The sequence below is a fragment of the Cupriavidus sp. MEYA8 genome (genome assembly GCF_059278825.1).
In genome coordinates this window covers 130,878-154,698 of sequence record NZ_CM181221.1, presented here as the reverse complement: position 1 = coordinate 154,698, position 23,821 = coordinate 130,878, and the positions used below count along the sequence as shown (strand labels likewise).

General features: G+C 67.1%; 25 protein-coding genes. 3 read left to right on the top strand and 22 right to left on the bottom strand.

Translation table 11 applies throughout. The features are described 5' to 3' along the window. Positions 1-42 precede the first annotated feature (42 nt). The 13 genes from AC5WJ1_RS00695 to AC5WJ1_RS00635 all read right to left on the bottom strand — a co-directional run bounded on the left by AC5WJ1_RS00695 (position 43) and on the right by AC5WJ1_RS00635 (position 12,822). Entirely contained in the window at positions 43-831 is a 789-nt protein-coding gene (locus AC5WJ1_RS00695) for an enoyl-CoA hydratase/isomerase family protein (RefSeq protein ID WP_133098114.1), read from the bottom strand. A 44-nt stretch (positions 832-875) separates the two neighbouring features. Next, positions 876-1,766, bottom strand: coding sequence for a dienelactone hydrolase family protein (locus AC5WJ1_RS00690; RefSeq protein WP_133098113.1), 891 nt, complete (start codon positions 1,764-1,766; stop codon positions 876-878). A gap of 80 nt (positions 1,767-1,846) precedes the next feature. Next, positions 1,847-3,454: a carboxyl transferase domain-containing protein gene (locus AC5WJ1_RS00685; protein WP_494476296.1), complete on the bottom strand. Its 1,608-nt coding sequence runs from the start codon at positions 3,452-3,454 to the stop codon at positions 1,847-1,849. Between the two features lie 87 nt (positions 3,455-3,541). Beyond that, positions 3,542-3,970, bottom strand: a complete 429-nt coding sequence (locus tag AC5WJ1_RS00680) for a YchJ family protein (RefSeq protein WP_133098511.1) — start codon at positions 3,968-3,970, stop codon at positions 3,542-3,544. Beyond that, a complete protein-coding gene (locus AC5WJ1_RS00675) occupies positions 3,967-4,653 on the bottom strand; it encodes an HAD family hydrolase (RefSeq protein WP_133098510.1) in 687 nt (228 codons plus the stop codon). Before AC5WJ1_RS00675 ends, AC5WJ1_RS00680 begins: the two co-directional genes overlap by 4 nt. A 95-nt stretch (positions 4,654-4,748) precedes the next feature. Next, positions 4,749-5,879, bottom strand: a complete 1,131-nt coding sequence (locus AC5WJ1_RS00670) for an acyl-CoA dehydrogenase family protein (RefSeq protein WP_494476295.1) — start codon at positions 5,877-5,879, stop codon at positions 4,749-4,751. Positions 5,880-5,910: 31 nt separating this feature from the next. After that, positions 5,911-6,591: an SDR family oxidoreductase gene (locus tag AC5WJ1_RS00665; RefSeq protein WP_133098508.1), complete on the bottom strand. Its 681-nt coding sequence runs from the start codon at positions 6,589-6,591 to the stop codon at positions 5,911-5,913. 105 nt (positions 6,592-6,696) lie between these two features. Next, the gene (locus AC5WJ1_RS00660) at positions 6,697-7,875 is read right to left on the bottom strand and encodes an acetyl-CoA C-acetyltransferase (RefSeq protein ID WP_133098507.1); all 1,179 of its coding nucleotides are present in this window, start codon (positions 7,873-7,875) and stop codon (positions 6,697-6,699) included. Between the two features lie 58 nt (positions 7,876-7,933). Then, a complete protein-coding gene (can, locus tag AC5WJ1_RS00655; RefSeq protein WP_133098506.1) occupies positions 7,934-8,605 on the bottom strand; it encodes a carbonate dehydratase in 672 nt (223 codons plus the stop codon). After that, on the bottom strand, positions 8,602-10,425 hold the full coding sequence (aceK, locus tag AC5WJ1_RS00650; RefSeq protein WP_133098505.1) for a bifunctional isocitrate dehydrogenase kinase/phosphatase: 1,824 nt from the start codon (positions 10,423-10,425) through the stop codon (positions 8,602-8,604). The genes can and aceK overlap by 4 nt, the downstream gene beginning before the upstream one ends. A 126-nt stretch (positions 10,426-10,551) precedes the next feature. Continuing rightward, positions 10,552-11,733: an isovaleryl-CoA dehydrogenase gene (locus tag AC5WJ1_RS00645; protein ID WP_135704157.1), complete on the bottom strand. Its 1,182-nt coding sequence runs from the start codon at positions 11,731-11,733 to the stop codon at positions 10,552-10,554. Positions 11,734-11,770: 37 nt separating this feature from the next. Continuing rightward, positions 11,771-12,265 carry a PaaI family thioesterase gene (locus AC5WJ1_RS00640; RefSeq protein WP_135704156.1) on the bottom strand — a complete coding sequence of 165 codons (495 nt, stop codon included), beginning with the start codon at positions 12,263-12,265 and terminating at the stop codon, positions 11,771-11,773. A gap of 92 nt (positions 12,266-12,357) precedes the next feature. After that, on the bottom strand, positions 12,358-12,822 hold the full coding sequence (locus tag AC5WJ1_RS00635) for a MerR family transcriptional regulator (RefSeq protein WP_133095012.1): 465 nt from the start codon (positions 12,820-12,822) through the stop codon (positions 12,358-12,360). Positions 12,823-13,029: 207 nt separating this feature from the next. On the opposite strand from AC5WJ1_RS00635, the gene AC5WJ1_RS00630 reads away from it, so the two are divergent. After that, positions 13,030-14,106 (top strand): MBL fold metallo-hydrolase, encoded by a 1,077-nt coding sequence (locus AC5WJ1_RS00630; RefSeq protein ID WP_133095011.1) that lies wholly within the window; start codon positions 13,030-13,032, stop codon positions 14,104-14,106. A 9-nt stretch (positions 14,107-14,115) separates the two neighbouring features. On the opposite strand, the gene AC5WJ1_RS00625 is transcribed toward AC5WJ1_RS00630, so the two are convergent. From AC5WJ1_RS00625 to argS, 5 genes are all read right to left on the bottom strand, one after another. Next, the gene (locus AC5WJ1_RS00625; RefSeq protein ID WP_135704155.1) at positions 14,116-14,949 is read right to left on the bottom strand and encodes a helical backbone metal receptor; all 834 of its coding nucleotides are present in this window, start codon (positions 14,947-14,949) and stop codon (positions 14,116-14,118) included. 2 nt (positions 14,950-14,951) lie between these two features. Then, the gene (locus tag AC5WJ1_RS00620) at positions 14,952-15,755 is read right to left on the bottom strand and encodes an SDR family oxidoreductase (RefSeq protein ID WP_133095009.1); all 804 of its coding nucleotides are present in this window, start codon (positions 15,753-15,755) and stop codon (positions 14,952-14,954) included. Between the two features lie 93 nt (positions 15,756-15,848). Next, positions 15,849-16,484 carry a thiol:disulfide interchange protein DsbA/DsbL gene (locus AC5WJ1_RS00615; RefSeq protein WP_133095008.1) on the bottom strand — a complete coding sequence of 212 codons (636 nt, stop codon included), beginning with the start codon at positions 16,482-16,484 and terminating at the stop codon, positions 15,849-15,851. A 184-nt stretch (positions 16,485-16,668) separates the two neighbouring features. Next, complete coding sequence (locus tag AC5WJ1_RS00610; RefSeq protein WP_135704153.1) at positions 16,669-17,427, bottom strand: SPOR domain-containing protein; 759 nt, start codon at positions 17,425-17,427, stop codon at positions 16,669-16,671. Positions 17,428-17,538: 111 nt separating this feature from the next. After that, a complete protein-coding gene (argS, locus tag AC5WJ1_RS00605) occupies positions 17,539-19,335 on the bottom strand; it encodes an arginine--tRNA ligase (RefSeq protein ID WP_135704151.1) in 1,797 nt (598 codons plus the stop codon). A gap of 278 nt (positions 19,336-19,613) precedes the next feature. Between argS and AC5WJ1_RS00600 the strand changes: the two genes are divergently transcribed. Then, positions 19,614-19,937: a DUF1840 domain-containing protein gene (locus AC5WJ1_RS00600; protein ID WP_063239886.1), complete on the top strand. Its 324-nt coding sequence runs from the start codon at positions 19,614-19,616 to the stop codon at positions 19,935-19,937. Between the two features lie 160 nt (positions 19,938-20,097). Here the strand turns inward: AC5WJ1_RS00600 and AC5WJ1_RS00595 are convergent, their stop codons facing one another. Next, complete coding sequence (locus tag AC5WJ1_RS00595) at positions 20,098-20,523, bottom strand: DUF883 family protein (protein ID WP_135704148.1); 426 nt, start codon at positions 20,521-20,523, stop codon at positions 20,098-20,100. A gap of 49 nt (positions 20,524-20,572) precedes the next feature. Next, on the bottom strand, positions 20,573-20,737 hold the full coding sequence (locus AC5WJ1_RS00590) for a DUF1328 domain-containing protein (RefSeq protein WP_029047756.1): 165 nt from the start codon (positions 20,735-20,737) through the stop codon (positions 20,573-20,575). A gap of 285 nt (positions 20,738-21,022) precedes the next feature. On the opposite strand from AC5WJ1_RS00590, the gene AC5WJ1_RS00585 reads away from it, so the two are divergent. Further along, positions 21,023-22,426 carry a sensor histidine kinase gene (locus AC5WJ1_RS00585; RefSeq protein WP_133095004.1) on the top strand — a complete coding sequence of 468 codons (1,404 nt, stop codon included), beginning with the start codon at positions 21,023-21,025 and terminating at the stop codon, positions 22,424-22,426. Between the two features lie 30 nt (positions 22,427-22,456). Here AC5WJ1_RS00585 and AC5WJ1_RS00580 read toward each other — a convergent pair whose 3' ends face one another. Together AC5WJ1_RS00580 and AC5WJ1_RS00575 are read right to left on the bottom strand one after the other, a co-directional pair. Beyond that, a complete protein-coding gene (locus tag AC5WJ1_RS00580) occupies positions 22,457-22,864 on the bottom strand; it encodes a response regulator (RefSeq protein WP_135704146.1) in 408 nt (135 codons plus the stop codon). A 66-nt stretch (positions 22,865-22,930) separates the two neighbouring features. Beyond that, positions 22,931-23,563: a response regulator gene (locus AC5WJ1_RS00575; RefSeq protein WP_133095002.1), complete on the bottom strand. Its 633-nt coding sequence runs from the start codon at positions 23,561-23,563 to the stop codon at positions 22,931-22,933. Between the last annotated feature and the right edge of the window lie 258 nt (positions 23,564-23,821).

The following is a 23,821-nucleotide window of genomic DNA, read 5'->3' as shown; positions in this document are numbered from 1 at the left end:
GCACGCGGGAGAGGGGCGCAAACACTCGGTTGGATTAAAGCCTCAGGCCGGCCGCCACGACGGCGACCGCTTTTCCAGGAACGACCGCACCCCTTCCTTCCCTTCCTCCGACGCGCGGATCTTCGCGATCCGGTCGGCCGTATCCGCCAGCAGGTCGTCATCGATCATCCTCCCCGCGATTTCCTGCACCAGGCGCTTGCTCTCGCGCACGGCGTTCGGGCTGTTGCCGACCAGCGCGGCCGCCAGCTCGGCCACCTTGGCGTCGAGCGCTTCGGCCGGAACCACCGCGTGCACGAAGCCGAGCCGCAGCGCCTCGGCCGAGTCGAAGCGCTCGGCGGTGATGAAGTAGCGGCGCGCCGCCTGCTCGCCCATGGCGCGGATCACGTAGGGGCTGATGGTGGCGGGCAGCAGCCCCAGGCGCGCCTCGGACAGGCAGAAATGCGCGTGCTCGGCGGCGACCGCGATATCGCACGCGGCAACCAGCCCCATGCCGCCGGCATAGGTGTCGCCCTGAATGCGCGCGATCACCGGGCGCGGGCACGACCACACCGTATGCAGCATCTGCGCCAGCGTCAGCGCATCGGCACGGTTCTGGTCATCGGAGTAGCCGGCCATCTTCTTCATCCAGTTCAGGTCGGCGCCTGCGCAGAAGGCCGGGCCATTGCCGGCCAGCACGATGGCGCGCACCTCGTCCATGTCGCCGAGCGCGCGGAAGGCGCCGGTGACTTCGGCGATCACGGTCTCGTTGAAGGCATTGCGCACGTCGGGCCGGTTCAGCGTCACGGTGGCGACGTGGTTGGCGATATTGACGGTGAGGGTGGTGAATTCCATGGTTCGCTCCGTTGGCGGATGTCTGAATGATTGGCGGATGCGGCTCAGGAGCCGGTCTCGAACGGCAGGCCGAGCGAGTGGAAAAATGCGGCGACCTCGGGCAGCCACAGCGGGATGCCTTCGCGCGCGCTGAACAGCCGGTGCGAGTCGTTGCCGAAGTCGCCCACGTCGACCAGCCAGGCCCTGGCCGCTTCTCCCTTGGCCTGCGCCTTGTATGCGTTGAACATGCGGCCGGGCAATGGCACCGGCCAGTAGCTGTCATTGTCGCCGTACACCCACAGCGACGGGTAGCGCGCGGAGCTGCCATAGCTCGCGAAGGCGTCGACCAGCCGGTCTTCCCAGTCCGCGCAATTCAGGTTGCGCAGCCCGCCGGCAAAGTTGACCACGCCACGCACGCCGGGATAGCCGATGGTGCTGAAGGCCATCGTGGTCAGCCCGCCGTGCGACTGCCCGATCACCACGATGCGCTCCATGTCGATATAGGGCAGCGTGGCCATGTAGTCGAGCGCGGCCACCACGTCGTCGGCCTGCATCATGCCGTTGGCCTCGATGTCGCAGCTGCCGCCCACGTAGGCGCCGCCCGAGCGCGCAAAACCCTGCCGCATCGGCAGCACCACCGCGTAGCCGCGGCGCAGGAACTCGGCGCTCTGCGCCGCGAAGCGCGCGCGCCCCTGCATGAAAGGCCGGCCCGGCGCCTTGCCGTGGTTGATCACCACCAGCGGGAACGGCCCTTCTCCCGGCGGCTTGAACACCGTCGCTTCCAGGTCGATGCGCGACGGTATCGCGGCCTTGGGCAGCATCACCACCTGCTCGGTGAAACGCATGCGCGGCGTGGCCTGCCCGGTACCGGCCCCGGTCTGCGCCGGCGCCGGCAGCGCCGGCAGCAAGGCCAGCACCGTGGCAAGGCAGGAAAGCAGACGGGTCACGCAACGCATGGAAGTAGCAGCCAAAAAACCGATGAAACCGATGAAGCCATGAAACCAGTAAAGCAGACAGCGACGATGCCGTGACGGCGCTACATGCGGAACACGCCGAACTTCATGTCCTCGATCGGCGCGTTCAGGCTGGCCGACAGCCCCAGCCCCAGCACCGTGCGCGTCTGCGCGGGATCGATCACGCCGTCGTCCCACAGCCGCGCGCTGGCGTAGTACGGGTGGCCCTGGTGCTCGTACTGGTCGCGGATCGGCTGCTTGAACGCATCCTCTTCCTCCGCGCTCCACTTGCCGCCTTTCGCTTCGATACCATCGCGGCGCACCGTCGCCAGCACGCTCGCCGCCTGCTCGCCGCCCATCACCGAGATGCGCGCATTCGGCCACATCCATAAAAAGCGCGGCGAATAGGCACGCCCGCACATGCCGTAGTTGCCGGCCCCGAACGAGCCGCCGACGATCACCGTGAACTTGGGCACCTGCGCCGTCGCCACCGCGGTCACCATCTTGGCGCCATTGCGGGCGATGCCTTCGTTCTCGTACTTGCGCCCCACCATGAAGCCGGTGATGTTCTGCAGGAACACCAGCGGGATCTTGCGCTGGCAGCACAGCTCGATAAAGTGCGCGCCCTTCAGCGCCGACTCCGAGAACAGGATGCCGTTGTTGGCGACGATGCCGACCGGGTAGCCCCAGATGCGCGCAAAGCCGCACACCAGCGTGGTGCCGTAGCGCGCCTTGAATTCGTCGAACTCGGAGCCGTCGACGATGCGCGCGATTACCTCGCGCACGTCATAGGGCTTGCGCGTGTCGGTGGGGATCACGCCATACAGTTCTTCCACCGCGTACAGCGGCTCGACCGGCTCGTGCAGGCGGATCTGGTCCGGCTTGCGCCGGTTCAGGTGCTGCACGATATTGCGCGCCAGGCTCAGCGCGTGGTGGTCGTTCTGCGCGAAGTAGTCGGCCACGCCGGACAGGCGCGTATGCACGTCGGCGCCGCCCAGGTCCTCGGCGCTCACCTCCTCGCCGGTGGCGGCCTTCACCAGCGGCGGGCCGCCCAGGAAGATAGTGCCCTGGTTCTTGACGATGATCGACTCGTCGCTCATCGCCGGCACGTACGCGCCGCCGGCGGTGCACGAGCCCATCACCACCGCGATCTGCGGGATGCCCTGCTTGGACAGGTTGGCCTGGTTGTAGAAGATGCGGCCGAAGTGGTCGCGGTCGGGGAACACGTCGTCCTGGTTGGGCAGGTTGGCGCCGCCGGAATCGACCAGGTAGATGCACGGCAGGTTGTTCTGCTCGGCGATCTCCTGCGCGCGCACATGCTTCTTGACCGTCATCGGATAATACGTGCCGCCCTTGACGGTGGCGTCGTTGCAGACGATCACGCACTCCTGCCCGGCCACGCGGCCGATACCGGTGATGATGCCCGCGCCCGGCGCGGCATCGTCATACATGTCGTAGGCGGCAAGCTGCGACAGCTCCAGGAACGGCGTGCCCGGGTCGAGCAGTTGCTGCACGCGGTCGCGCGGCAGCAGCTTGCCGCGCGACAGGTGCTTGCTGCGCGCATCGTCACCGCCGCCCTGCGCCAGCTTTGCGACCTTCGCCTTGAGGTCGGCCACCAGTTCCCGCATCGCGTCGGCATTGGCCTTGAACGATTCCGAGCGGGCGTTCAGTTTGGTTTCCAGCGTGGGCATCGTATCGTCTCGTTGCTAGGGTCTTGGTGGGGATCCGTCCAGCCTGCGCTGCATGCGAGGGATGGAGGCCGGCCTATGTGGCGATGCTCATGGCGCTTCCCCGATCATGTCGCCATCCACATAGAGCCAGCGCGGGGTCTCGCCGGGCGCGCGCGGCTCGTGCACGAAGCGGCTGCGCTCATGCAGCCGCCAGGCGCGCCCGCCGACCTTGTAGCGCGCGACGAACTCCACTTCGGCATGGGTGTCGTCCTGCTGTGCGTGCGCCTTCACCGACAACCCGAGCCAGCGCGTGGCGGTGTCTGGCGCAAGGTCCGCCGGACAGGTAGACGGATGCCACGTCTGGCGCAGCCAGTCAGTGTCGTTCAGCACATAGGCGCTGTAGCGCGAGCGCATCAGCGCTTCCGCGTTGGGCGGCAGCGCCTCGCCGCGATGGAAGCGGCCGCAGCACGCAGCATAGTCGGCGCCGCCGCATGGGCACGGCACCGGACCGGCCTTGGGCGGGCGGCGCGCGGTCATCCCACCAGCTCCGGCAGCTCGCGCATGTCGGTGAAGAGCGTGTGTGCACCGGCTTCGCGCAGCGACGCGGCGTCGTTGCGCGCGGCGTAGCCGAACACCGTCATGCCCGCGGCCACGCCGGCGGTGACGCCGGTGGGGCTGTCTTCGATCACGGCGCACCGCGCCGGCTCGACGCCCATGGTGCGCGCCGCCAGCAGGTACACGTCGGGCGCGGGCTTGCTGCGCGCCACTTCGGTGGCGGAGAAGATATGCTCGCGCTCATCCTGCTGGAACAGCTCGACCAGCCCGGTCTTGGTCAGCTGCAGCTTGACCTTGATGCGGTCCGCGCCCGACGCCACGCACACCGGCATGCCGGTGGCGGCGATCTTGCCGATGGCGTCGCGCACATGCGCCACGGCCGCCACTTCGGCCTCGAGCACCGCGTTGCGGCGCGCCAGCCAGGTCGACAGCCAGTTCTCGGGCAGCGGCGCGCCGCGCATGCGTTCGATCATGCCCAGTTCCTCGCGCACGGCGCGGCCGAGGAACAGGCGCGTGGAGTCTTCCAGCGAGATCCCGATGCCGAGTTCGTTCAGCATCTGGTTGAGCACGCGGTTGACGATGGGCTCGCTGTCGACGAGCACGCCGTCGCAGTCGAAGATCACGCAATCGAAACGGCCGGAATGGCCCTGGGTTACTGCGGTCATGCGGGTTTCTTTTCCTTGTTGTCCAGGCGGTCGTGCCTCCTGTTGCCGGGGACGCCGGCGGCACATGGCATCATCGTACGCTTTTTAAGCCCGGGTCAGGCCAGCGCGCGCGCAATCAGGATCTTCTGGATATCGCTGGTGCCCTCGTAGATCTGGCACACGCGCACGTCGCGGTAGATGCGCTCGACCGGGAAGTCGCTGACATAGCCATAGCCGCCGAACACCTGGATCGCGTCCGAGCAGACCCGCTCCGCCATCTCGCTGGCAAAGAGCTTGGCCATCGCCGCTTCCTTCAGGCACGGGCGGCCGGCGTCGCGCAGCGCCGCCGCGTGCCACACCATCTGGCGCGCGACGTCGATGCGCGTGGCCATCTCGGCCAGGCGGAACTGCACCGCCTGGTGCTGGAACAGGGGCTGGCCGAAACTCTCGCGTTCCCTGGCGTACGCCAGCGCCGCTTCAAACGCGGCGCGCGCCATGCCGATGCTCTGCGAGGCGATGCCGATGCGCCCGCCCTCCAGCCCCGACAGCGCCATCTTGTAGCCGCCGCCCTCGTCGCCCAGCAGGTTGGCCGCCGGCACGCGGCAGTCCTCGAACAGGATCTGCGCAGTGTCCGACGAATGCTGGCCGAGCTTGTCTTCCAGCCGCGCCACAACATAGCCGGGCGTGGAAGTCGGCACGATAAACGCGCTGATGCCGCGCTTGCCGGCGGCCTTGTCGGTCACCGCCAGCACGATCGCCACGTCGGCGTTCTTGCCGCTGGTGATGAACTGCTTGACGCCGTTGAGCACGTAGTCGCCGCCGTCACGAACCGCCGTGGTGCGCAGCGCCGAGGCATCGGAGCCGACGTGCGGCTCGGTCAGGCAGAACGCGCCGAGCATCTCGCCGCGCGCCAGCGGCACCAGCCACTGCTGCTTCTGCGCCTCGCTGGCGAATGACATCAGCATGCTGCACACCGGGCAGTTGTTGACGCTGATGACGGTGGAGGTGCCGCCGTCGCCGGCCGCGATCTCTTCCAGGATCAGCGCAAGCGACAGGTAGTCCAGGCCAGCGCCGCCGTATTCTTCCGGCACGGCCACGCCATAGGCGCCCAGCGTGGCCAGTTCGCGATGCACGTCCTTGGGAAAGGTCTTGTCGCGGTCCCACTGCGCGGCCTGCGGCGCGATCACCTCCTGCGCGAACTGGCGCACGGCGTCGCGGATCATTTCCTGTTCGGGGGTCAGCAGCATATCGATGGTCGGTTGGTCGTGCGCGCCGCGATCACCAGGGGATCGGCGTGCCGTCGTAGTTGTGGAAAGTGCCGTTGTCGCGCCGCTTGACGCCGGCCAGCACCTGGCGCATGCCCTTGACGCTCTGCTGCACGGTCAGGTCGGCTTCCTGGCCGCCCATGTCAGTCTTGACCCAACCGGGGTGCAGCGCCACGCAGGTGGCATGGCGCGCGTCGAGCGAGACCGCGCGCAGCGCTGCGTTGGCGCCGGCCTTGCTGACACGGTACAGCCAGCTGCCGTTGTGCTCCATGCCGCCGATGCTGCCCATGCGCGAGGACAGCACCGCCAGCACGCCGCCGTGGCCGGACTGTCCGGCCTCGACATAGGGCAGCACCAGCGGCAGCGCCATCATCGGGCCGAGCACGTTGACGTGCATCACCCGGTCGAAGTCCTGCGGCGTCACCGGCTGCGCGCCTTCGGTGCGCGGGCCCAGCACGCCGGCGTTGTAGATCGCCACGTCGAGCGCTTCGCCGTCGAGCTTCCAGCCCAGCCCGGCGACAGCGCCGGGATCCGACAGGTCTACCTGATGGGCTTCGGCGCCAAGCGCCTGCAGCGCGCCCACGCCTTCCAGCGTGCGTGCCGCCGCGATGACGCGCCAGCCGTCGGCGCGGTACTGGCGGACGAATTCAAGGCCGATGCCGCGGGAGGCACCGAGGATCAGGACGGTTGGCAAGGTTGCTCCTTGGTCTGGTACCGACGGGTTCAGCAAACTGCCTCTGCATGGCTCCCCTCTCCCGCATGCGGGAGAGGGGAGAAAACAAGCGGGAAGCGAAAGCCCTTACAGGATCTCAATCCCCACCGCCGTTGCCTCACCACCACCAATACACAAGCTCGCCACCCCACGCTTGCCGCCGGTCTTGCGCAGCGCGCCGATCAGCGTGGTCATGATGCGCGCGCCCGAGGCCCCGATCGGATGCCCCAGCGCACACGCGCCGCCGTGGATATTGACCTTGTCGCGCGGGATCTTCAGATCGTGCATCGCCGCCATCGGCACCACGGCGAAGGCCTCGTTGATCTCGAACAGGTCGACGCTGTCGGTGTTCCAGTCCAGCTTGCGGTACAGCTTGGCGATGGCCTCCACCGGCGCGGTGGTGAACCAGCCCGGCGCCTGCGCATGCGTGGTGTGGCCCAGCATGCGGGCGATCGGCTGCAGGCCCAGCTTTTTCGCCGTGGAAGCGCGCATCATCACCAGCGCCGAGGCGCCGTCGTTGATCGACGACGACGATGCGGCGGTGATGGTGCCGTCCTTGGCAAAGGCGGGCTTCAGCGACGGGATCTTGTCGAGCTTGATGCGGCGCGGGCCTTCGTCGGTGTCGATCACCGTGTCGCCGCCCTTGCCCGATACCGTCACCGGCGCGATTTCCCAGCGGAAGTCGCCCTTCTCGGTGGCCTGCTGCGCGCGGCGCACGCTTTCCATCGCGAATTCGTCCTGCTGCTGGCGCGTGAAGCCATACTTGGCGGCGCAGTCCTCGCCGAAGGTGCCCATGGCGCGGCCCTTGTCATACGCGTCTTCCAGGCCGTCCAGCATCATGTGGTCGTAGATCATGCCGTGGCCGATGCGATAGCCGCCGCGGCCCTTCGGGATCAGGTACGGCGCGTTGGTCATGCTTTCCATGCCGCCGGCGACCGCGACATCGAACGAGCCGGCGATCAGGCCGTCATAGACGGTCATCGCCGCGCGCATGCCCGAGCCGCACATCTTGTTGACGGTGGTGCAGCCCACGGCCAGCGGCAGGCCCGCGCCCAGCGCGGCCTGGCGTGCCGGCGCCTGGCCCTGGCCGGCGGGCAGCACGCAGCCGAACACCACTTCTTCCACCTGCTCCGGCTTCAGGCCGGCGCGCTCTACCGCCGCGCGGATGGCGGCGGCGCCGAGCTGCGGCGCGGTCACGCTGGCAAATTCGCCCTGGAACGCAGCCATAGGCGTGCGGGCGGCTGAAACGATGACGATCTCTTCCATGTCGGGTCTCCTGGATCGGTATGGTTGCGTAAGTGGTGCCTGGTGCAGGACCAGCGCGTCAGCGGATTGACGCCTGCGGCGGATCGCCGTACTGGCGGTAGGCCGCGGCCAGTTGCTCGCGCAGCTCGTCGTTGTTGCTGGCGGCCATGCCCAGGTCGCGCAGCAGGCCGTCGGACACGCCGTAGATCCAGCCGTGCACCGTGACGGCCTGGCCGCGGTCCCAGGCGTCCTGGATCACCGTGGTCTGGCAGATATTGCTGACCTGCTCGATCACGTTCAGTTCGCACAGCCGGGTATGCGCGTCTTCCTCGCGCAGCACGGTGCCGAGGTAGGCCTCGTGCTTGTCGGCCACGTCGCGCACATGGCGCAGCCAGTTGTCGGCCAGGCCGATGCGCTCGCGCTTGAGCGCGACCTTGACGCCGCCACAGCCGTAGTGGCCCACCACCGTGATATGGCGTACCTTGAGCACTTCCACGGCGAACTGGATCACCGACAGCGCGTTCAGGTCGCTGTGCGCGATCACGTTGGCGATATTGCGGTGGACGAACACCTCGCCCGGGGCCAGTCCCAGGATCTGGTTGGCCGGCACGCGCGAATCGGAGCAGCCGATCCACAGGTATTCCGGCGCCTGCTGGTTGGCCAGGCGGGTGAAGAAGGTTGGATCTTCCGCGTTGACGCGGTCCACCCAGTCACGGTTGTTGCGGAACAGCTGGGCGATGGCGTCATTCATGCGACTCTCCTTGCAGGGTCGGCGGCAGGCAGTTCAGAGACAGCGCCGTAGCGGTTGATGAATCGCTCGGCAGGGTGATAGGCAAAAAAGTCATGGACATGTCCGGCCAGCAGCCGGTCCTTGTGACCCTGCCACATGGCAGGGTCGAAAAAATCCGCGTGGTGCCGCAGGAACGCCGCGCGCACGCGCGCATCGCCCAGCAGGAACGTGCGGAATGTCTCGGGAAAAATATCGTGCGGACGCACCGTGTACCAGACCTCGCCCGACATCTCCTCTTCCTCGTTGCGCGGTTGCGGCACGTTGCGGATATTGCAATCGGTCAGGTACTCGATCTCGTCGTAGTCGTAGAACACCACGCGCCCGTGCCGCGTGACGCCGAAGTTCTTGTACAGCATGTCGCCCGGGAAGATATTGGCGGCCATCAGTTCCTTGATGGCGTTGCCGTATTCCAGCACGCCGTGCTCTACCTGCGCGTCGGTGCCTTCCTGCAGGTAGATGTTCAGCGGCGTCATGCGGCGTTCGATATAGACGTGGCGCACCACGATTTCCTCGCCGCCGTGCTTGTCGCGCTGGTATTCGATCATCGACGGCGCGTGCTGCTCGAACTCGCGCACCAGCGCTTCATCGAAGCGCGACAGCGGGAAGGCCACGTCGGAGTACTCCAGCGTATCGGCCATGCGGCCGACGCGATCGTGCTGCTTGACCAGCTGGTACTTCGACTTCACCAGTTCGCGCGTGGTTTCCTTGGGCGCCGGGAAGAAGTCCTTGATGACCTTGAACACGTACGGGTACGACGGCAGCGTGAACACCAGCATCACCAGCCCGCGGATGCCGGGCGCGACGATGAACTTGTCCGACGAATGCTGCAGGTGATGCAGGAAATCGCGGTAGAACAGGTTCTTGCCCTGCTTCTGCAAACCCAGCGACGTGTAGATCTCCGCGCGCGGCTTGCGCGGCATGATGTCGCGCAGGAAGGTCACGTAGGCCGACGGGATCTCCATGTCGACCATGAAGTAGGAATGCGTGAACGAGAACAGGATCAGCAGCTGTTCTTTCTTCAGCAGCACCGAGTCCAGCACCAGCTTGCCCGACGGGCCGTGCACGATCGGGATCGCCAGCGGGAAGGTGCGGTCGCCGTTCAGGATGCGGCCGATGATGAAGGCCGACTTGTTGCGGTAGAACAGCGACGACAGCGTATGGATCTGGAAATTCGGCGCGGTGCGGAAGTCGCCGAAATGCTCGCCGACGGCGCGCACCACGTAGCCGATATCGCGCGCCAGGTCTTCGAACGGGCGCTCGAGCTGGAAGTTGTGCACGATGCGCTCGAAACACGCCGCCATGCCCTCGCGGCTGCCCGGATAGTAGGCGCGGAAGGTCGGCCGCGTCGGCGATTCCTCGTTCTCGATGTACTCGGTCGAGATCGCCGGGCGCACGAAGATGAAATCGTTGTTGAAGTACGAGCGGTGCAGGATGCGCGTGCAGACCGAGTTGAAGAAGGTCTCGGCCAGTTCGGGCTGGTGGTGGTTGGTCAGCAGCCCGATGTAGTGCAGCTTGATCTGCTGCCAGATCTCGTCGTCGATGTTCTCGGCGTCGTACTCGTCTTCCAGGATGATGCTCGATTCGCGCACGCGCTCGTTATAGAAGGCGATGCGGTCGCGCTGGATCTGCTGCAGCCCGTGCCAGTCGCCGGCCTCGAACTTGAGCTTGGCCTGGTGGCTGACCTCGCGGAACAGCCGGTAGTGCTTGTCGAACCCGTCGAGCATCGTTCTCGCCACATCGAAGGCAATCTGCGAAGAGAGCAGTTTGGGGAAGTGGGACATGGGTCGACGGGGGGCGACTGCGTGACGGTCTTGCGACGGGTAGTGAGATTGTAAATGGGTTCCGGGGGAGCGCTGCGGATGTCCGGGGGCGCCGGAGGTGAATCCGGCGCCCCTCCCGGCATGCCGTTACATCGTTTCCGCGAACAGCTCGCGGCCGATCAGCATGCGGCGGATCTCAGAGGTGCCGGCGCCGATCTCGTACAGCTTGGCGTCGCGCCACAGGCGCCCGGCCGGGTATTCGTTGATATAGCCGTTGCCGCCCAGGATCTGCACGGTCTCGCCCGCCATCCAGGTGGCCTTCTCGGCCGTGTACAGGATCACCGCGGCGCAGTCCTTGCGCACCTGGCGCACGTGGTCGCTGCCGAGCGCGTCCAGGTTCTTGCCGACCGTGTACAGGTAGCTGCGCGCCGCCTGCAGCGTGGTGTACATGTCGGCCACCTTGCCCTGGATCAGCTGGAATTCGCCGATGCTCTGGCCGAACTGCTTGCGGTCGTGGATATACGGCGTGACCACGTCCATGCACGCCTGCATGATGCCGACCGGGCCGCCCGACAGCACGGCGCGCTCGTAGTCCAGCCCGCTCATCAGCACCCTGGCGCCGCTGTTCTCGGCGCCGAGGATGTTCTCGGCCGGCACCTCCACGTCCTCGAACACCAGCTCGCCGGTGTGCGAGCCGCGCATACCCAGCTTGTCCAGCTTCTGCGCCACGGAGAAGCCCTTCATGCCCTTCTCGACGATAAAGGCGGTCATGCCGCGCGCGCCCAGCTCGGGCTCGGTCTTGGCGTAAACCACCAGCACGTCGCAGTCCGGACCGTTGGTGATCCACATCTTGGTGCCGTTGAGCACGTAGCGGTCGCCTTTCAGTTCCGCGCGCAGCTTCATGCTGACCACGTCGGAGCCGGCGTTGGGCTCGCTCATCGCCAGCGCGCCGATCCATTCGCCCGACACCAGCTTGGGCAGGTACTTCGCCTTCTGCGCGGCCGTGCCGTTGCGGTGGATCTGGTTCACGCACAGGTTCGAGTGCGCGCCGTACGACAGGCCCACCGACGCCGAGGCGCGGCTGATCTCTTCCATCGCGATCATGTGCGCCAGGTAGCCCATGTTGGCGCCGCCGTATTCCTCGGCCACGGTGATGCCGAGCACGCCGAGGTCGCCCATCTTCTTCCAGGCGTCCATCGGGAACTGGTCGGTGCGGTCGATCTCCCCCGCGCGCGGGGCCAGTTCGGCCTGGGCCCAGGTACGCACGGAATCGCGCAGCATCTCGATGTCTTCGCCGAGGTCGAATTTCAGGCCTGGCAGTTCGGTCATGTCGGTCTCCTGTTTGGATTCGCTTTGTATTCGTGCTTCAGACGTGATCCAGGGTCTTGACCACGCACAGCGTCATCAGCATGGTGGCCACCTGCTTGCGGCGGCCCTGCTGCGCCGCCTGTTCGACGTAGACCTCGCCCTGCGCCACGATCAGTGTGCGCCCGGGCTTCAGCACCCGGCCCACCGCGACCAGGCGTTCGCCTTGCGCGGGGGACAGCAGGTTGATCTTGTATTCGGCGGTCAGGCCCGCCTCGCCCTCGCCCACCATCGACAGCGCGGCATAGCCGCAGGCGCTGTCGGCCAGCGCGCCAACTACACCGCCGTGGAAGAAACCGTGCTGCTGGGTCACTCCATCGGACCACGGCATCGCGATCTCGACTTCGCCGCGCTCCACCCGCTGCAGCGTAGCGCCAAAGCTGGTCATCAGCCCCTGGCGCGAGAAACTGGTGGCGATGGCATCGGCGCGCGCGGCGGACAGCGCGTCAGGTTCGGCACTTTCGGCAGCAAGGGCACTGGCGTTGGCAGGCGTCATGGCTGGGTTCCGGTGTGGAGCGTTGGAGTATTCTATTTACGTTTACGTAAACGTCAATCCAAATCGGCACGGAAGCCGTGCCAGGTGATGCATCAGGCCGATCGCTTCCGGGCCGGGGCATCGCCGCCCTCCGTGGCCGCGGGCTTGCCGCCGGTCTGGGCGGCCAGCAAGTCCCGGCAATGGCGCTCGTGCTGGTCGATCTCGGCGAGTTGCGCCTGCAGGTCTTCCATCTGCCGTTCCAGCGCGCCGCGGTGGGCGGCAAGCGCGTGCAGGAAGCGTTCGAGCTGCGGTGCGGTGTCGCGCGGCGACTCGTAGAGGTCCAGGATCTCGCGGATCTCATTGAGAGTGAGCCCTAACCGCTTGCCGCGCAACGTCAGCTTCAGCCGGGTCCGCTCGCGGCTGTTGTAGACCCGCTTGCGGCCGCCCGGGCCTTCGCGCTCCGGCGACAGCAGGCCCTGGTCTTCGTAGAAGCGGATGGCGCGGGGCGTGACATCGAACTCGCGGGCGAGGTCGGTGATGGTGTAGGTTGCGGAGGCTGGAGGTTGCGTGACTGCCATGGGTGCGCCCAGTAAAGTGAACGGTCGTTCGTTGCGAAGTCAAGTTTTCGCTTAAGATGGAGACGAACCGCCAGAGTTGACGTTTACGTTAGCGTCAACCCTGGCGACTGGCAACTGGCGCGAACCGGAACGTTACGCCAGCGCGCCCCGCAACGAGAAAGCCTGCCTGCCCCCGCCCGGCACAAGGCTTCGAACAAGAGACTCCTCATGAACGCACTCGAACACCAGCTCCAATACCCGTTCGGCGACACCATGCCCGATCCCGGCACCAAGCAGGAAGTCGCCCCCGGCGTCTACTGGCTGCGCATGCCGCTGCCGTTCGCGCTCGACCATATCAACCTGTGGCTGCTGCGCGACCGCCTGGACGGGCGCGACGGCTGGACCATCATCGACTGCGGCATTACCAACGACACCATCAAGGCGCATTGGGAAACCATCTTCGCCAACGAGCTGGAAGGGCTGCCGGTGGTGCGCGTGCTGGTGACCCACAGCCACCCCGACCACGTCGGCCTGGCGCACTGGCTGTGCAAGCGCTTCGGCGTGCGACTGTGGATGAGCCTGGGTGACTACATGAGCGCGCGCGTGATGGGCACCGGCACCGGTGCCGGCTCCAGCGCGGGCGGCGACGCGGCCGCCGCGCACTTCGCGCGGCATGGCCTGACCGATCCCGACAGCCAGGAAAAGCTGCGCGCGCGCAAGACCTACTACCCGTCGCTGGTGCCCGACCTGCCGGCGCAATACCGCCGCCTGATGGAAGGCGACACGGTGCGGATCGGCACTGACGCGGCCACCTCGGGCTGGCGCGTGATCACCGGCTTCGGCCATTCGCCCGAGCACGTGGCGCTGTACAACGAAGCGACCAACGTGCTGGTGTCCGGCGACATGGTGCTGCCGCGCATCTCGACCAACGTCAGCGTGTTCGACATGGAGCCGGAAGGCAATTCGCTGCAGCTCTACCTGGACTCGCTTACCCGCTACGAGCCGCTGCCGCAGGACGTGCTGATCCTGCCGTCGCACGGCCGCCCGTTCCGCAACCTGCATACCCGCATCATGCAGCTGCGCGAGCACCATGCCGACCGCCTCGCCGAAACGCTGGAAGCCTGCCGCGAGAAGCCGTGCTGCGCACACGATATCGTCAGCGTGATCTTCAAGCGCCAGTTCGACATCCACCAGATGACCTTCGCCATGGGCGAATCGCTGGCGCACCTGCATTGCCTGTGGCACCGCGGCGAGCTGGTGCGGCAACTGGATGACGACGGCGTGTACCGCTTCCGCGCCGCCTGATCGCGCAAGTCAGTTGGCGGCCGCCAGGGCCGCCAGGTAGCGCACGCCGTCCACCGCGCGGCTGCCGTACCACGACAGCATCTCGCCGTCGACCAGCAGCACCGGCTTGCCGAGCTGGCGCTCGAGCGCGTCGGCGTGGTCTTCGGCGAAGCGATAGGGTTCGGTCGACAGCAGCACCAGGTCGAGCTCGCGCACCAGCGCATCGCTCCAGCGGAAGGTGGGATAGCGTTCGCCGGGCGCGTTGGGGCGGCTGCAATCGCCGCCCGCGCACGCCTGCACGGCGCCTGCGCCGCCTGGCCAGGTCTGCCAGTTGGCCAGCGCCAGCATGCGGCTGATATAGGTGTCGCGCGACACCGTCATCCAGGGGTCCTGCCAGATCGCGTAGAGCACGCGGCGCGCCGGCCAGGCACGCGCGCGGATGGCATCCAGCTCGGCCTGCAAGGCCGCGCACAGCGATTCGGCCTCGGTATGACGGCCAAAAATGCCGCCCAGCAGCCGGTACAGCGGCAAATTATCTTCCGGCGCGCACGGATGCGTGACGATCACGTTGGGCACGAAGGCGCGGATCTCGTCGACGGTCTCGCGCCGGTTCTCGTCGATATTGACCACCACATGCGTGGGCGCCAGCTCGCGCAGCCGCGCCACCCTGACGTCCTTGGTGCCGCCGACCTTGGGCACCGCGCGCACGGCCGGTTCCGGGTGGATGCAGAAGCCGGTGCGCGCCACCATCTGCGATTCCAGCCCGAGCGCGAACAGCAGTTCTGTCACCGATGGCACCAGCGAGGCAATGCGCACCTCGCCGCTTGCGGCGGCGTGCTGCTCTCCAATGGCATCGGTCCACATCGTCAGGGCTCCTTGCTTTCCCCGCGCCGCGGCTTGCGCGGCGCGCCGGTCGCCACCATGTCGTACAGCCAGCGCGGCATCACGTGCATCAGCCCCGCCACCACGCCCATCTGCCACGGGATCACGCGGAAGCGCCGGCCGGCGGCGATCACGCGCGCGGCCTTGCGCGCGAACACGTCGGCATCGGTCAGGAACGGCATCCGGTACGGGTTCTTCGCGGTCATCGGCGTGCGGATATAGCCCGGCGCGATCGTGACCACGCGGATGCCAAGCGGGCGCTGCTCCAGCCGCAGGCTCTCCAGCAGCTTGATCACAGCCGACTTCGACGCGCTGTATGCACCGGCGCCCGGCAGCCCGCGCACGCCGGCGACGCTGGCGATGCCGACCAGCGTGCCGCGCCGGCCGCCGGGCCCGGGCTCGCGCTGCTGCATCGCGTGCAGGAAAGGCTGGAACGTGGTCAGCACGCCGAACCAGTTGGTGTCCATCACCTGCCGGAACGCATCCAGGTCCTCGCGTTCGCTGGCGACGGTGCCGACCGAGACGCCGGCATTGGCGATCACCACGTCGGGGCAGCCGAAATGGCCGAGAAAGTCTTCCGCCGCGCGCGCCATCGCATCGGCATCGCGCACATCGGCGCCGTAGACGCGCACCGCGCCCGGGTTAGGCAGCGTCGCCACGAATTCGCGCAGCGCGTCTTCGCGCCGGGCCACCAGGCCGAGGATGGCGCCCTGCGACGCGTATTCGCGCGCCAGCGCCTGGCCGAGTCCGCTGGAGGCGCCGGTGAGGAAGACTTTGAGGGGACGCATGGATGGAAGAAGGCTGTCCGAAATGAAAAACGGCTGGTACAGGATACCAGCCGTTCGGCAAACCACCGGCCTGTTCAAGGCCGCCAGTCGGATTTACATCTTCTTCGCCTTCACCTGCTCCACCAGGTAATCCATGGCCTGGATCGCGCCCTGCTTGTTGCCGGTGATCGACGGCGAGGTCACGTACTTGCCCTGCACCACCACGGTCGGCACGCCGTCGATCTTGTAGGCGTCGGCGATCTTGTTGGCGCGCTGGGCGTTGGTGGTCACCGTGAACGAGTTATACGCGTCCAGGAAAGCCTTGCGGTCGACACCGTTCTTGGCCATGAAGTCGGCGATCTCGTTGCTGTCGAGCAGGCGCTTGCGCTCGACGTGGATGGCGTTGAAGACCTTCATGTTCATGGCGTCGAGCTTGCCGATGGCTTCGAGCGCATAGAAGATCTTGGTGTGCGGCAGCAGGTCGTCGCGGAAGGCGACCGGCACGCGCTTGAACACGACATTGCCGCCCTGCTTCTTGACCCAGGCTTCCAGGTCGGGCTCGAAGTCGAAGCAGTGCGGGCAGCCGTACCAGAAGAACTCGGTGACCTCGATCTTGCCCGGCGTGACCGGCTGCGGCGCCTTCAGGACCTGGTATTCCTTGCCCTCGGTGGGCGCAGCCTGGGACGGCGCGGACATCAGCAGGCCGCCCACGGCGGCGAACATGGCGAACAGTGCGGCGAGTTTCTTCATCTTGGTGCGGCCTTGCGGTTGGGTCGATGAGCGTATGACCGCGGCGGCGGCGTCCGGTTCAGCCCGGGCGCCGCCGCCGCAGTGACAAGGGTGTTGCGTTGGTTACGGCGTATTTATGACGCTTTCGTGGCCGGGTGCGCCCCGCCCAGGCGCATAACGCCCGAGCCGGGGTTCCCGCTGACCATTACTGCTTGGTGAAGCGGATCACGGACGCCTCGAAGCCCTGCGACTGCAGCCGCTCGCGCGTCTTGTTCATGTCTTCGATGCGATTGTATGGGCCCATGCGCACGCGGTACATCTTTACGCCGTTGACGTCGCGCTCGGTGATGCGGGCCTCGAAGCCCTGCATCGCCAGGTTGGCTTTCTGGCGGTCGGCGTCGTCGGCCGAGCGGAACGCGCCCACCTGCAGCAGGTAGCCGACCTTGTTGGCGTCGGCCTGGGCGATCTCGGCGATCGGGTCGGACACCGGCTTTTCCGCCGGCTTGGTGGCGACAGGCTTGTCGGCGGGTTTTTCGGCCGGCTTCTCGACGGGCTTCTCCGCCGGGCGGGTGACCGCCACCGGCGGCTCGCCGTTCTGGCGGCCGTTCTGGTGACCGTTCTGCTGGCTTGGCTGGCTCGGCTGGGTGCCCGGCCTGGGTTCTGGCTCGGGCGCCTGGCCCACCGGCTTGGCCGGCGTCTTGCTCCACAGCGGCTTGTTCGGGTCGCTCGGCCCCTGGTCGGCGGGCTGCGCCGGCGGCGGCAGCTGGCTGGCGACGTTGCCCGGCTCGCTCGGCCGCGGCGCGCTCTTCTGCTGGAACGGCGTCGGCGACTTGGTGATGTAGAGGGCGACCACCACGGCGATGGCCAGCCCGACGATCAGCCCGAGCACAAGGCCCAGGAACGTCCCGCCGCGCTGCTGGCTGCGGCGGGCCTTGCGCGCATCGCGCTTGCGTTGCTGTTGCATGAAGTCCTCTTAGGTGATGCCGGGATTATAGGGCCACCTCCGGGCAGCCCTGTGGGTCCCACCGGGCGCCCCGCTGGGCGCCCACCGGGCGTCCGGCTGAACGCCCGTCGATTACATGCGGCGCGGCGCCGAGACGCCGATCACCGCCAGGCCGTTGCGCAGCACCTGGCGTGTCGCGGCCAGCAGCGCCAGCCGGGCGCGCTTGACCGCCTCGTCGTCGACCAGCACGCGGTCGGCATTGTAGAAGGCGTGGAAATCGCCGGCCAGGTCGCGCAGGTAGAAGGCAACCGCATGCGGCGCCAGTTCGGAGGCAGCGTCCGACAGCATGTCGGGGAACTCGGCCAGGCGGCGGGCCAGCGCCTGCGCCTGGGCGCCGGCCTCGGGGCCGGTCACGGCCGACAGGTCGGCGCCGGCCAGCTCGGCCAGGCGGCTCTCCCAGTCGGCGCCGCCCCACGACTCGAAGATCGAGCAGATGCGGGCGTGGGCGTACTGCACGTAGTACACCGGGTTCTCGTCGTTCTGCTTGAGCGCCAGGTCGACGTCGAACACGAACTCGGTATCGGCCTTGCGCGACAGCAGGAAGAAGCGCACCGCGTCGCGGCCGCGCGTGAAGTGCGCCGGCCAGTCGGCCACGCCCTGCTCCAGGCAGCTGCGGATGGTCTCGCAGGTGTCATCCTGGCCGTTGGACCATTCGATCAGGTCGCGCACCGTGACGTACGAGCCGGCGCGCTTGGAGATCTTGACCTCCTCGCCGTTCTTCATCACGGTGACCATCTTGTGCAGCACGTAGTCGGGGTAGCCCTTGGGAATCCCCATGTCCAGGCCCTGCAGGCCGGCGCGCACGCGCGCGATGGTGCCGTGGTGGTCGCTGCCCTGCACGTTGATGACCTTGGTGAAGCCGCGCTCCCACTTGGTGGTGTGGTAGGCCACGTCCGGCACGAAGTACGTGTAGGTGCCGTCGGTCTTCTTCATGACGCGGTCCTTGTCGTCGCCGTCGTCGGTGGTGCGCAGCCACAGCGCGCCTTCGCTCTCGTAGGTCTTGCCCTTGGCGACCAGCGACTGCACCGAGGCCTCGACGCGGCCGTCGCTGTACAGCGACGACTCCAGGTAGTAGCGGTCGAACTTGACGCCGAAGGCCTGCAGGTCGATGTCCTGCTCGTTGCGCAGGTAGGTCACGGCGAACTTGCGGATCGAATCGATATCCTCGACGTTGCCCGACGCGGTCACCGGCTCGCCGTCGGAGGCGCTGACGGTCTTGCCGGCGAGGAAATCGGCGGCGATGTCGGCGATGTAGTCGCCGTTGTAGGCCGACTCGGGCCAGCTGGCGTCGCCCGGCTTCAGGCCGCGCGCGCGCGCCTGCACCGACAGCGCCAGGGTCTGGATCTGTACGCCGGCATCGTTGTAGTAGAACTCGCGGTGCACATGGAAGCCCTGCCACGACAGCAGGTTGGCGAGCGCGTCGCCCAGCGCCGCCTGGCGCCCGTGGCCCACGTGCAGCGGGCCGGTCGGGTTGGCCGAGACGAACTCGACCAGTACCTGGCCCTGCACGCCGCGCTCGCGCGCTCCGTAGTGGTCGCCCTCGGCCAGCACCGCGCGCAGCACGTCGGCCTTGGCGGCTGCGGTCAGGCGCAGGTTGATGAAGCCGGGACCGGCGATCTCCATGGCCTCGACCAAGCCCTGCGCGCGCGCATCGGCCTGCACTGCGGCGACGATGCGCTGCGCCAGCTCGCGCGGATTGCTCTTGAGCGCGCGCGCCACCTGCATGGCGATGTTGCAGGCAAGGTCGCCATGGGCGGCCGCCTTGGGCCGCTCGAAAGTGACGGCGGGCAGGGTGGCATCGGCCGGGGCGAGCACGCGCACGGCATCGGTGAACGCGGCGGCGAGATTGGAGGTCTGAACAGGCAGCATGGATGTCGGAAGCCCTGTGGGCAAGTATTCAGGCGCCGCGTAAATGCGGCACCAACTGCGGCACCAACGTGCGGCACCAACGCCCGAAGCGGCATGTGACGGCAAAGGTACGCCGCACCGCTCAACAGGCATTGAAACAGGCATTGGAATCGGGAACGCGGAATTTTATCAGGTGCTATGCTGACATCATGCGCGAAGATGGCCCCGGGCCACAATCCATGCGGCTTCCCGCCCCCGGGAACGCCGTCCCCTGCATGTCCGGAAAAGGAAACCACACCATGCTGATCACCTTCAAATCCCACGCTGCGCAAGACCTGATCATGATGAAGGATCTGGCCATCACGCTGCTGGGCATCATCGGCAAGCATCTCGGGGAACGGGGGGTGATCACCGTCGAAGAACTGCCCCGCGCGATCCAGAAGCTGGAAGCGGCAGTGACCGACGCGCGCCGCGACCATCCCGCCGGCACGGCCGTGGAAGGCAAGTCGGGAGTCGATGAAGACGAGGAAGAGCCGCTGCACCTGGGGCAGCGCGCCTATCCCTTCCTGGACATGCTGCGCGCCTCGCAGCGGGAAGGGACCAACGTCCTGTGGGGGGTGTAGCCCGAAGGCAAGGCAGCCCCGGGCGCGCCGCCGCACGCGCGGCGCGCACAAAAAAAGACGCCCGGCACCGAGTTGGGTTGCCGGGCTTCCGGACGAGGGCGCCGGAAAGGGGGGAATGCTTTTCAGGGGCCCCGCCGCGCGGGGCCCGGTGCCGCCAGTCCTACTCCTCTTCGTGGTGGCGGCCGTTGGCCAGCAGAACACCGAGCAGCGCACCGATGGCAGCGGCAATCGCCACCGCCTTGAGCGGCGAATCGACGACCCGCTGGCGCGAGTGTTCGACCGCACCGTCCATCCGTTCGCGGGCGCGCATCATGCCGTCGGTGGTCTGCTCGCGCAGCCGGTGCGCCATCTCGCTGGCACGGTCGCGCAGCCGCTGGCCGGCACGCAGGCTCTCGGCCGAGCCTTCCCGCGCCAGCACTTCGATGGTGTGCTCCAGCTGGGCGATCAGCGCCTTGACCTCGCCGGAAACCGGCGCAGCGGCCTCGCGCGAATCGCGCGCTGCGTGCTTGAGATGGCGGATGGCGCTGTCGGCACTGTCGGACAAGTGGTTCAGTTCCTTCCGGACTTTGGGGTTCTGGGTCAGCATAGGGTCTCCTCAGGTTGCGATCGGCACAGGAGCCGGCGCGTGGCCGGCGCTATCGCCTGCGGACCAGTCCCATCACCGCGGCCACCAGTGCCACGACCAGGAAGATGAAGAACAGGATCTTGGCGATTTCCACGGCGCCGGCAGCGATACCGCCGAAGCCGAAGATCGCCGCGATCAGGGCGATGACGAAAAATACGAGTGCATAGTGCAGCATGGCTAGGCTCCCGAAGATGGCTGACCGGGCCGGCACTGGCCCGGAGCCCAAGTGAAGACTTGCGCCACAAGGTGCAAGCTCATAGCCTCATCGTAGGAAGCCAGCCGCCGCGCCAATACCGACAGCGAGCCGATTCCGCTGTCAGCCGAGTCCTACAGCATGGCAGTAAGGGCGCGGCACGCCCGACGCATCAAGGTTGACCCATGCGGATCGATGTGATCCCATGAGCGCTCCCTGGCGCCGCACGGGCAGGCAGCGCACCCCAACCACAGGAAAGATGCCCCCATGTTCAAGCAGTCATTTCTTCCTCACACGCTGTTGCTCGCGGGCGGCATCGTGCTGACGCTGGCGGTGCTGGTGGCGTCGGAAACCGGCAATATCCGCCTGCGCGAAAGCTACACCGACGTAATCCGCTCGCAGCGCGTGCAGACCGAGCTGGCCGCGCTCAACGGCGAGCTGGTCAACGCCGAGGCTGGCCAGCGCGGCTTCCTGCTGACCGGCAAGGAAAGCTACCTCGAGCCCTACTACAAGGGGCTGCCGCGCATCGCCGAGCTGATGGCGCAGATCCGCGCGGACTATGCCAACGACCCGGAGGGGCTGAAGATGTTCGGCGACACCTCCAAGCTGATCAACAGCAAGCTCAACGAGATGGCGCTGACGCTGGTCTATGGCAAGCGCGACCTGGAAGTGGCGCTGGACCTGGTCCGCACCGACTACGGCAAGCAGACCATGGACAACGCGCGCCGCGGGCTCGACCAGCTGCAGGCGCGCGAGGCGGGCTCGGTCTCGCACCGGCTGGAAGGCGCCGAGAACGATGTGCAGCTGTCGCGCTACGGCATCGGCCTGCTGACCGCGATCAACATCATCCTGCTGCTCGCGGTCGGCGTGGGCCACGCCAAGCGCCTGTCCATGGCCGAGGCGGTGCGCGCGCAGCTGGAAGAGGAAAGCGCCAAGCTCGACCGCAAGGTGCGCGCGCGCACGCGCCAGCTGTCTGCGCTGGCGGCTCACCTTCAGCGCGTTACCGAAGACGAGAAAACCCGGCTGGCGCGCGAGCTGCACGACGAGCTGGGTGCGATCCTGACCGCCATCAAGCTCGACCTGCACTGGGTGCGCCGCCAGATCCAGCAGGCGCATCCGCAAGGCGCCGAGCGCCTGACGCGGGTGATGCTGCACGTCGACCAGGGCATCCAGATCAAGCGCCGCCTGATCGAGGACCTGCGCCCCACCGTGCTGCTCAACCTCGGCCTGCGCGCCGCGGTGTGCCAGCTGGTGGAGGAAGTCGGCGCGCGCAACAGCTGGGAAACCGAAGTCAGCGTGCCCGAGGACCTGCCGGCGCTGCGCGACGAAGCGGCGATCGCGCTGTACCGGATCGTGCAGGAATCGCTGACCAATGCCAGCAAGTACTCGGAAGCCAGGCGCGTCGAGGTCTGCCTGGCGTGCCGCGGCGAGCTGCTGACGCTGACCGTGCGCGACGACGGCAAAGGCCTGCCGCCCGACTTCGACGCCGGCAGCATCGCCGGCCACCACGGCCTGCTCGGCATGGAGCAGCGCGTCACCGCGCTGGGCGGCAGCATGAAGATCGACTCGTCGGCGCACGCGGGCGTGCGCATCCACATCGAGGTGCCGCTGACGGCATCCGTGCTGGCGCCGGCGGAAGAGCCGGAAGGCGAAGAGCCTGCACGCGCCTGATGGGTGCTGCCTGAAGGATAGCCAGGAGGATCAGGACGCCGCCGCCGCGTGCTCCTCGATCACGCGGAACACCTGCTCCAGCTCGAGCGACTTGTCGAAGAAATAATCGGCACCCGCCTCGGCGCACTGTCTGCGGTACATCTGCACCTCGGCGTGGTTGGTATAGACGATGCGCACGGTGTCCGTGCCTTTGCGCTGCATCGCGCGCAGCACATTGATGCCGTTGCCCTGGCGCAGCTGCAGGTCGACGATGGCGACGTCGTACTTGCCGGCATCGAGCAGGCGCACGGCCATGGCCTCGGTGTCGGCCCAGTCCACGTTCTCGATGAACGGGAAATCCTTCAGGTATTCGAGCAGCATGCCTCGCAGGACCGCCGAGTCTTCGATCAGCAGTATGCTCAGCGCCCGGTAGGAAGTGTTCGAAGCCTGCTCCGACATGTTCTGGTTTGCGGGCCCGGTCCGGTGCGATCCGCCGCAGGCCGCGATGCGGCCCGCGGCCTGCCGCTACTCGACCAGGCCGTTCTTGATGGCGTAGTAAGTCAGGTCAGCGTTGGTCTTCATGCCCATTTTCTCCAGGATGCGGGAACGATAGGTACTGACGGTCTTGACGCTGAGAAACAATTCGTCGGCGATCACCGACACCGACTGCCCGCGCGAGAGCTTGCAGAAGATCTGGAACTCGCGCTCGGACAGCATCTGGTGCACCGGCTGCTCGGTCGGCTTGTCGAGCCCGCCGATCAGCAGGTCGGCCACCGTGGCGCTGACATAGCGGCGTCCCTGCGCCACCGTGCGGATGGCCTTGACCAGATCGTCGGGGGCACTTTCCTTGGTCAGGTAGCCTGAAGCACCGGCACGGATCAGGTTGATGGCGTACTGGTCTTCCGGGTAGGTGGACAGGATCAGCACCGGCAGTTCAGGCTTGCGTTGCCGGATCAGCTTGAGCACGTCGATGCCGTTGCGGTCGGGCATCGAGATATCCAGCACCAGCACATCGTATTCGGCGTCACGCAGCCGAGCCATGACTTCGTCGCCGCTGCCGGCTTCGCCAGTCACCTGGATGTCGGGCTCGTCGGAAATGAACTGTCGCAGCCCGGCACGCACAATCTCGTGATCGTCAGCGATCAGGACGCGGATCATGAGGGGCTCCACGGGGTTGAACGGACCGGCACATTGCCCGGTGCAGTCGGGTGCAGGCGGAACCGCTTGCGTTGCTGTCATTGTAGTGCCGGCCGGGCGCTGGGGCTGTCGGTGTCAGGCTGACATGATGCACGGCCACAACGCGTAGAGCGCACATGGAGGGGCCCGCGGGTCAACGGCAGGAGGCATGGCGTACAAAAGCAAAGCGGGACGGCCTGGAGTCCGTCCCGCTTTGCTGCGGCGCGTCAGGCCCTGAGA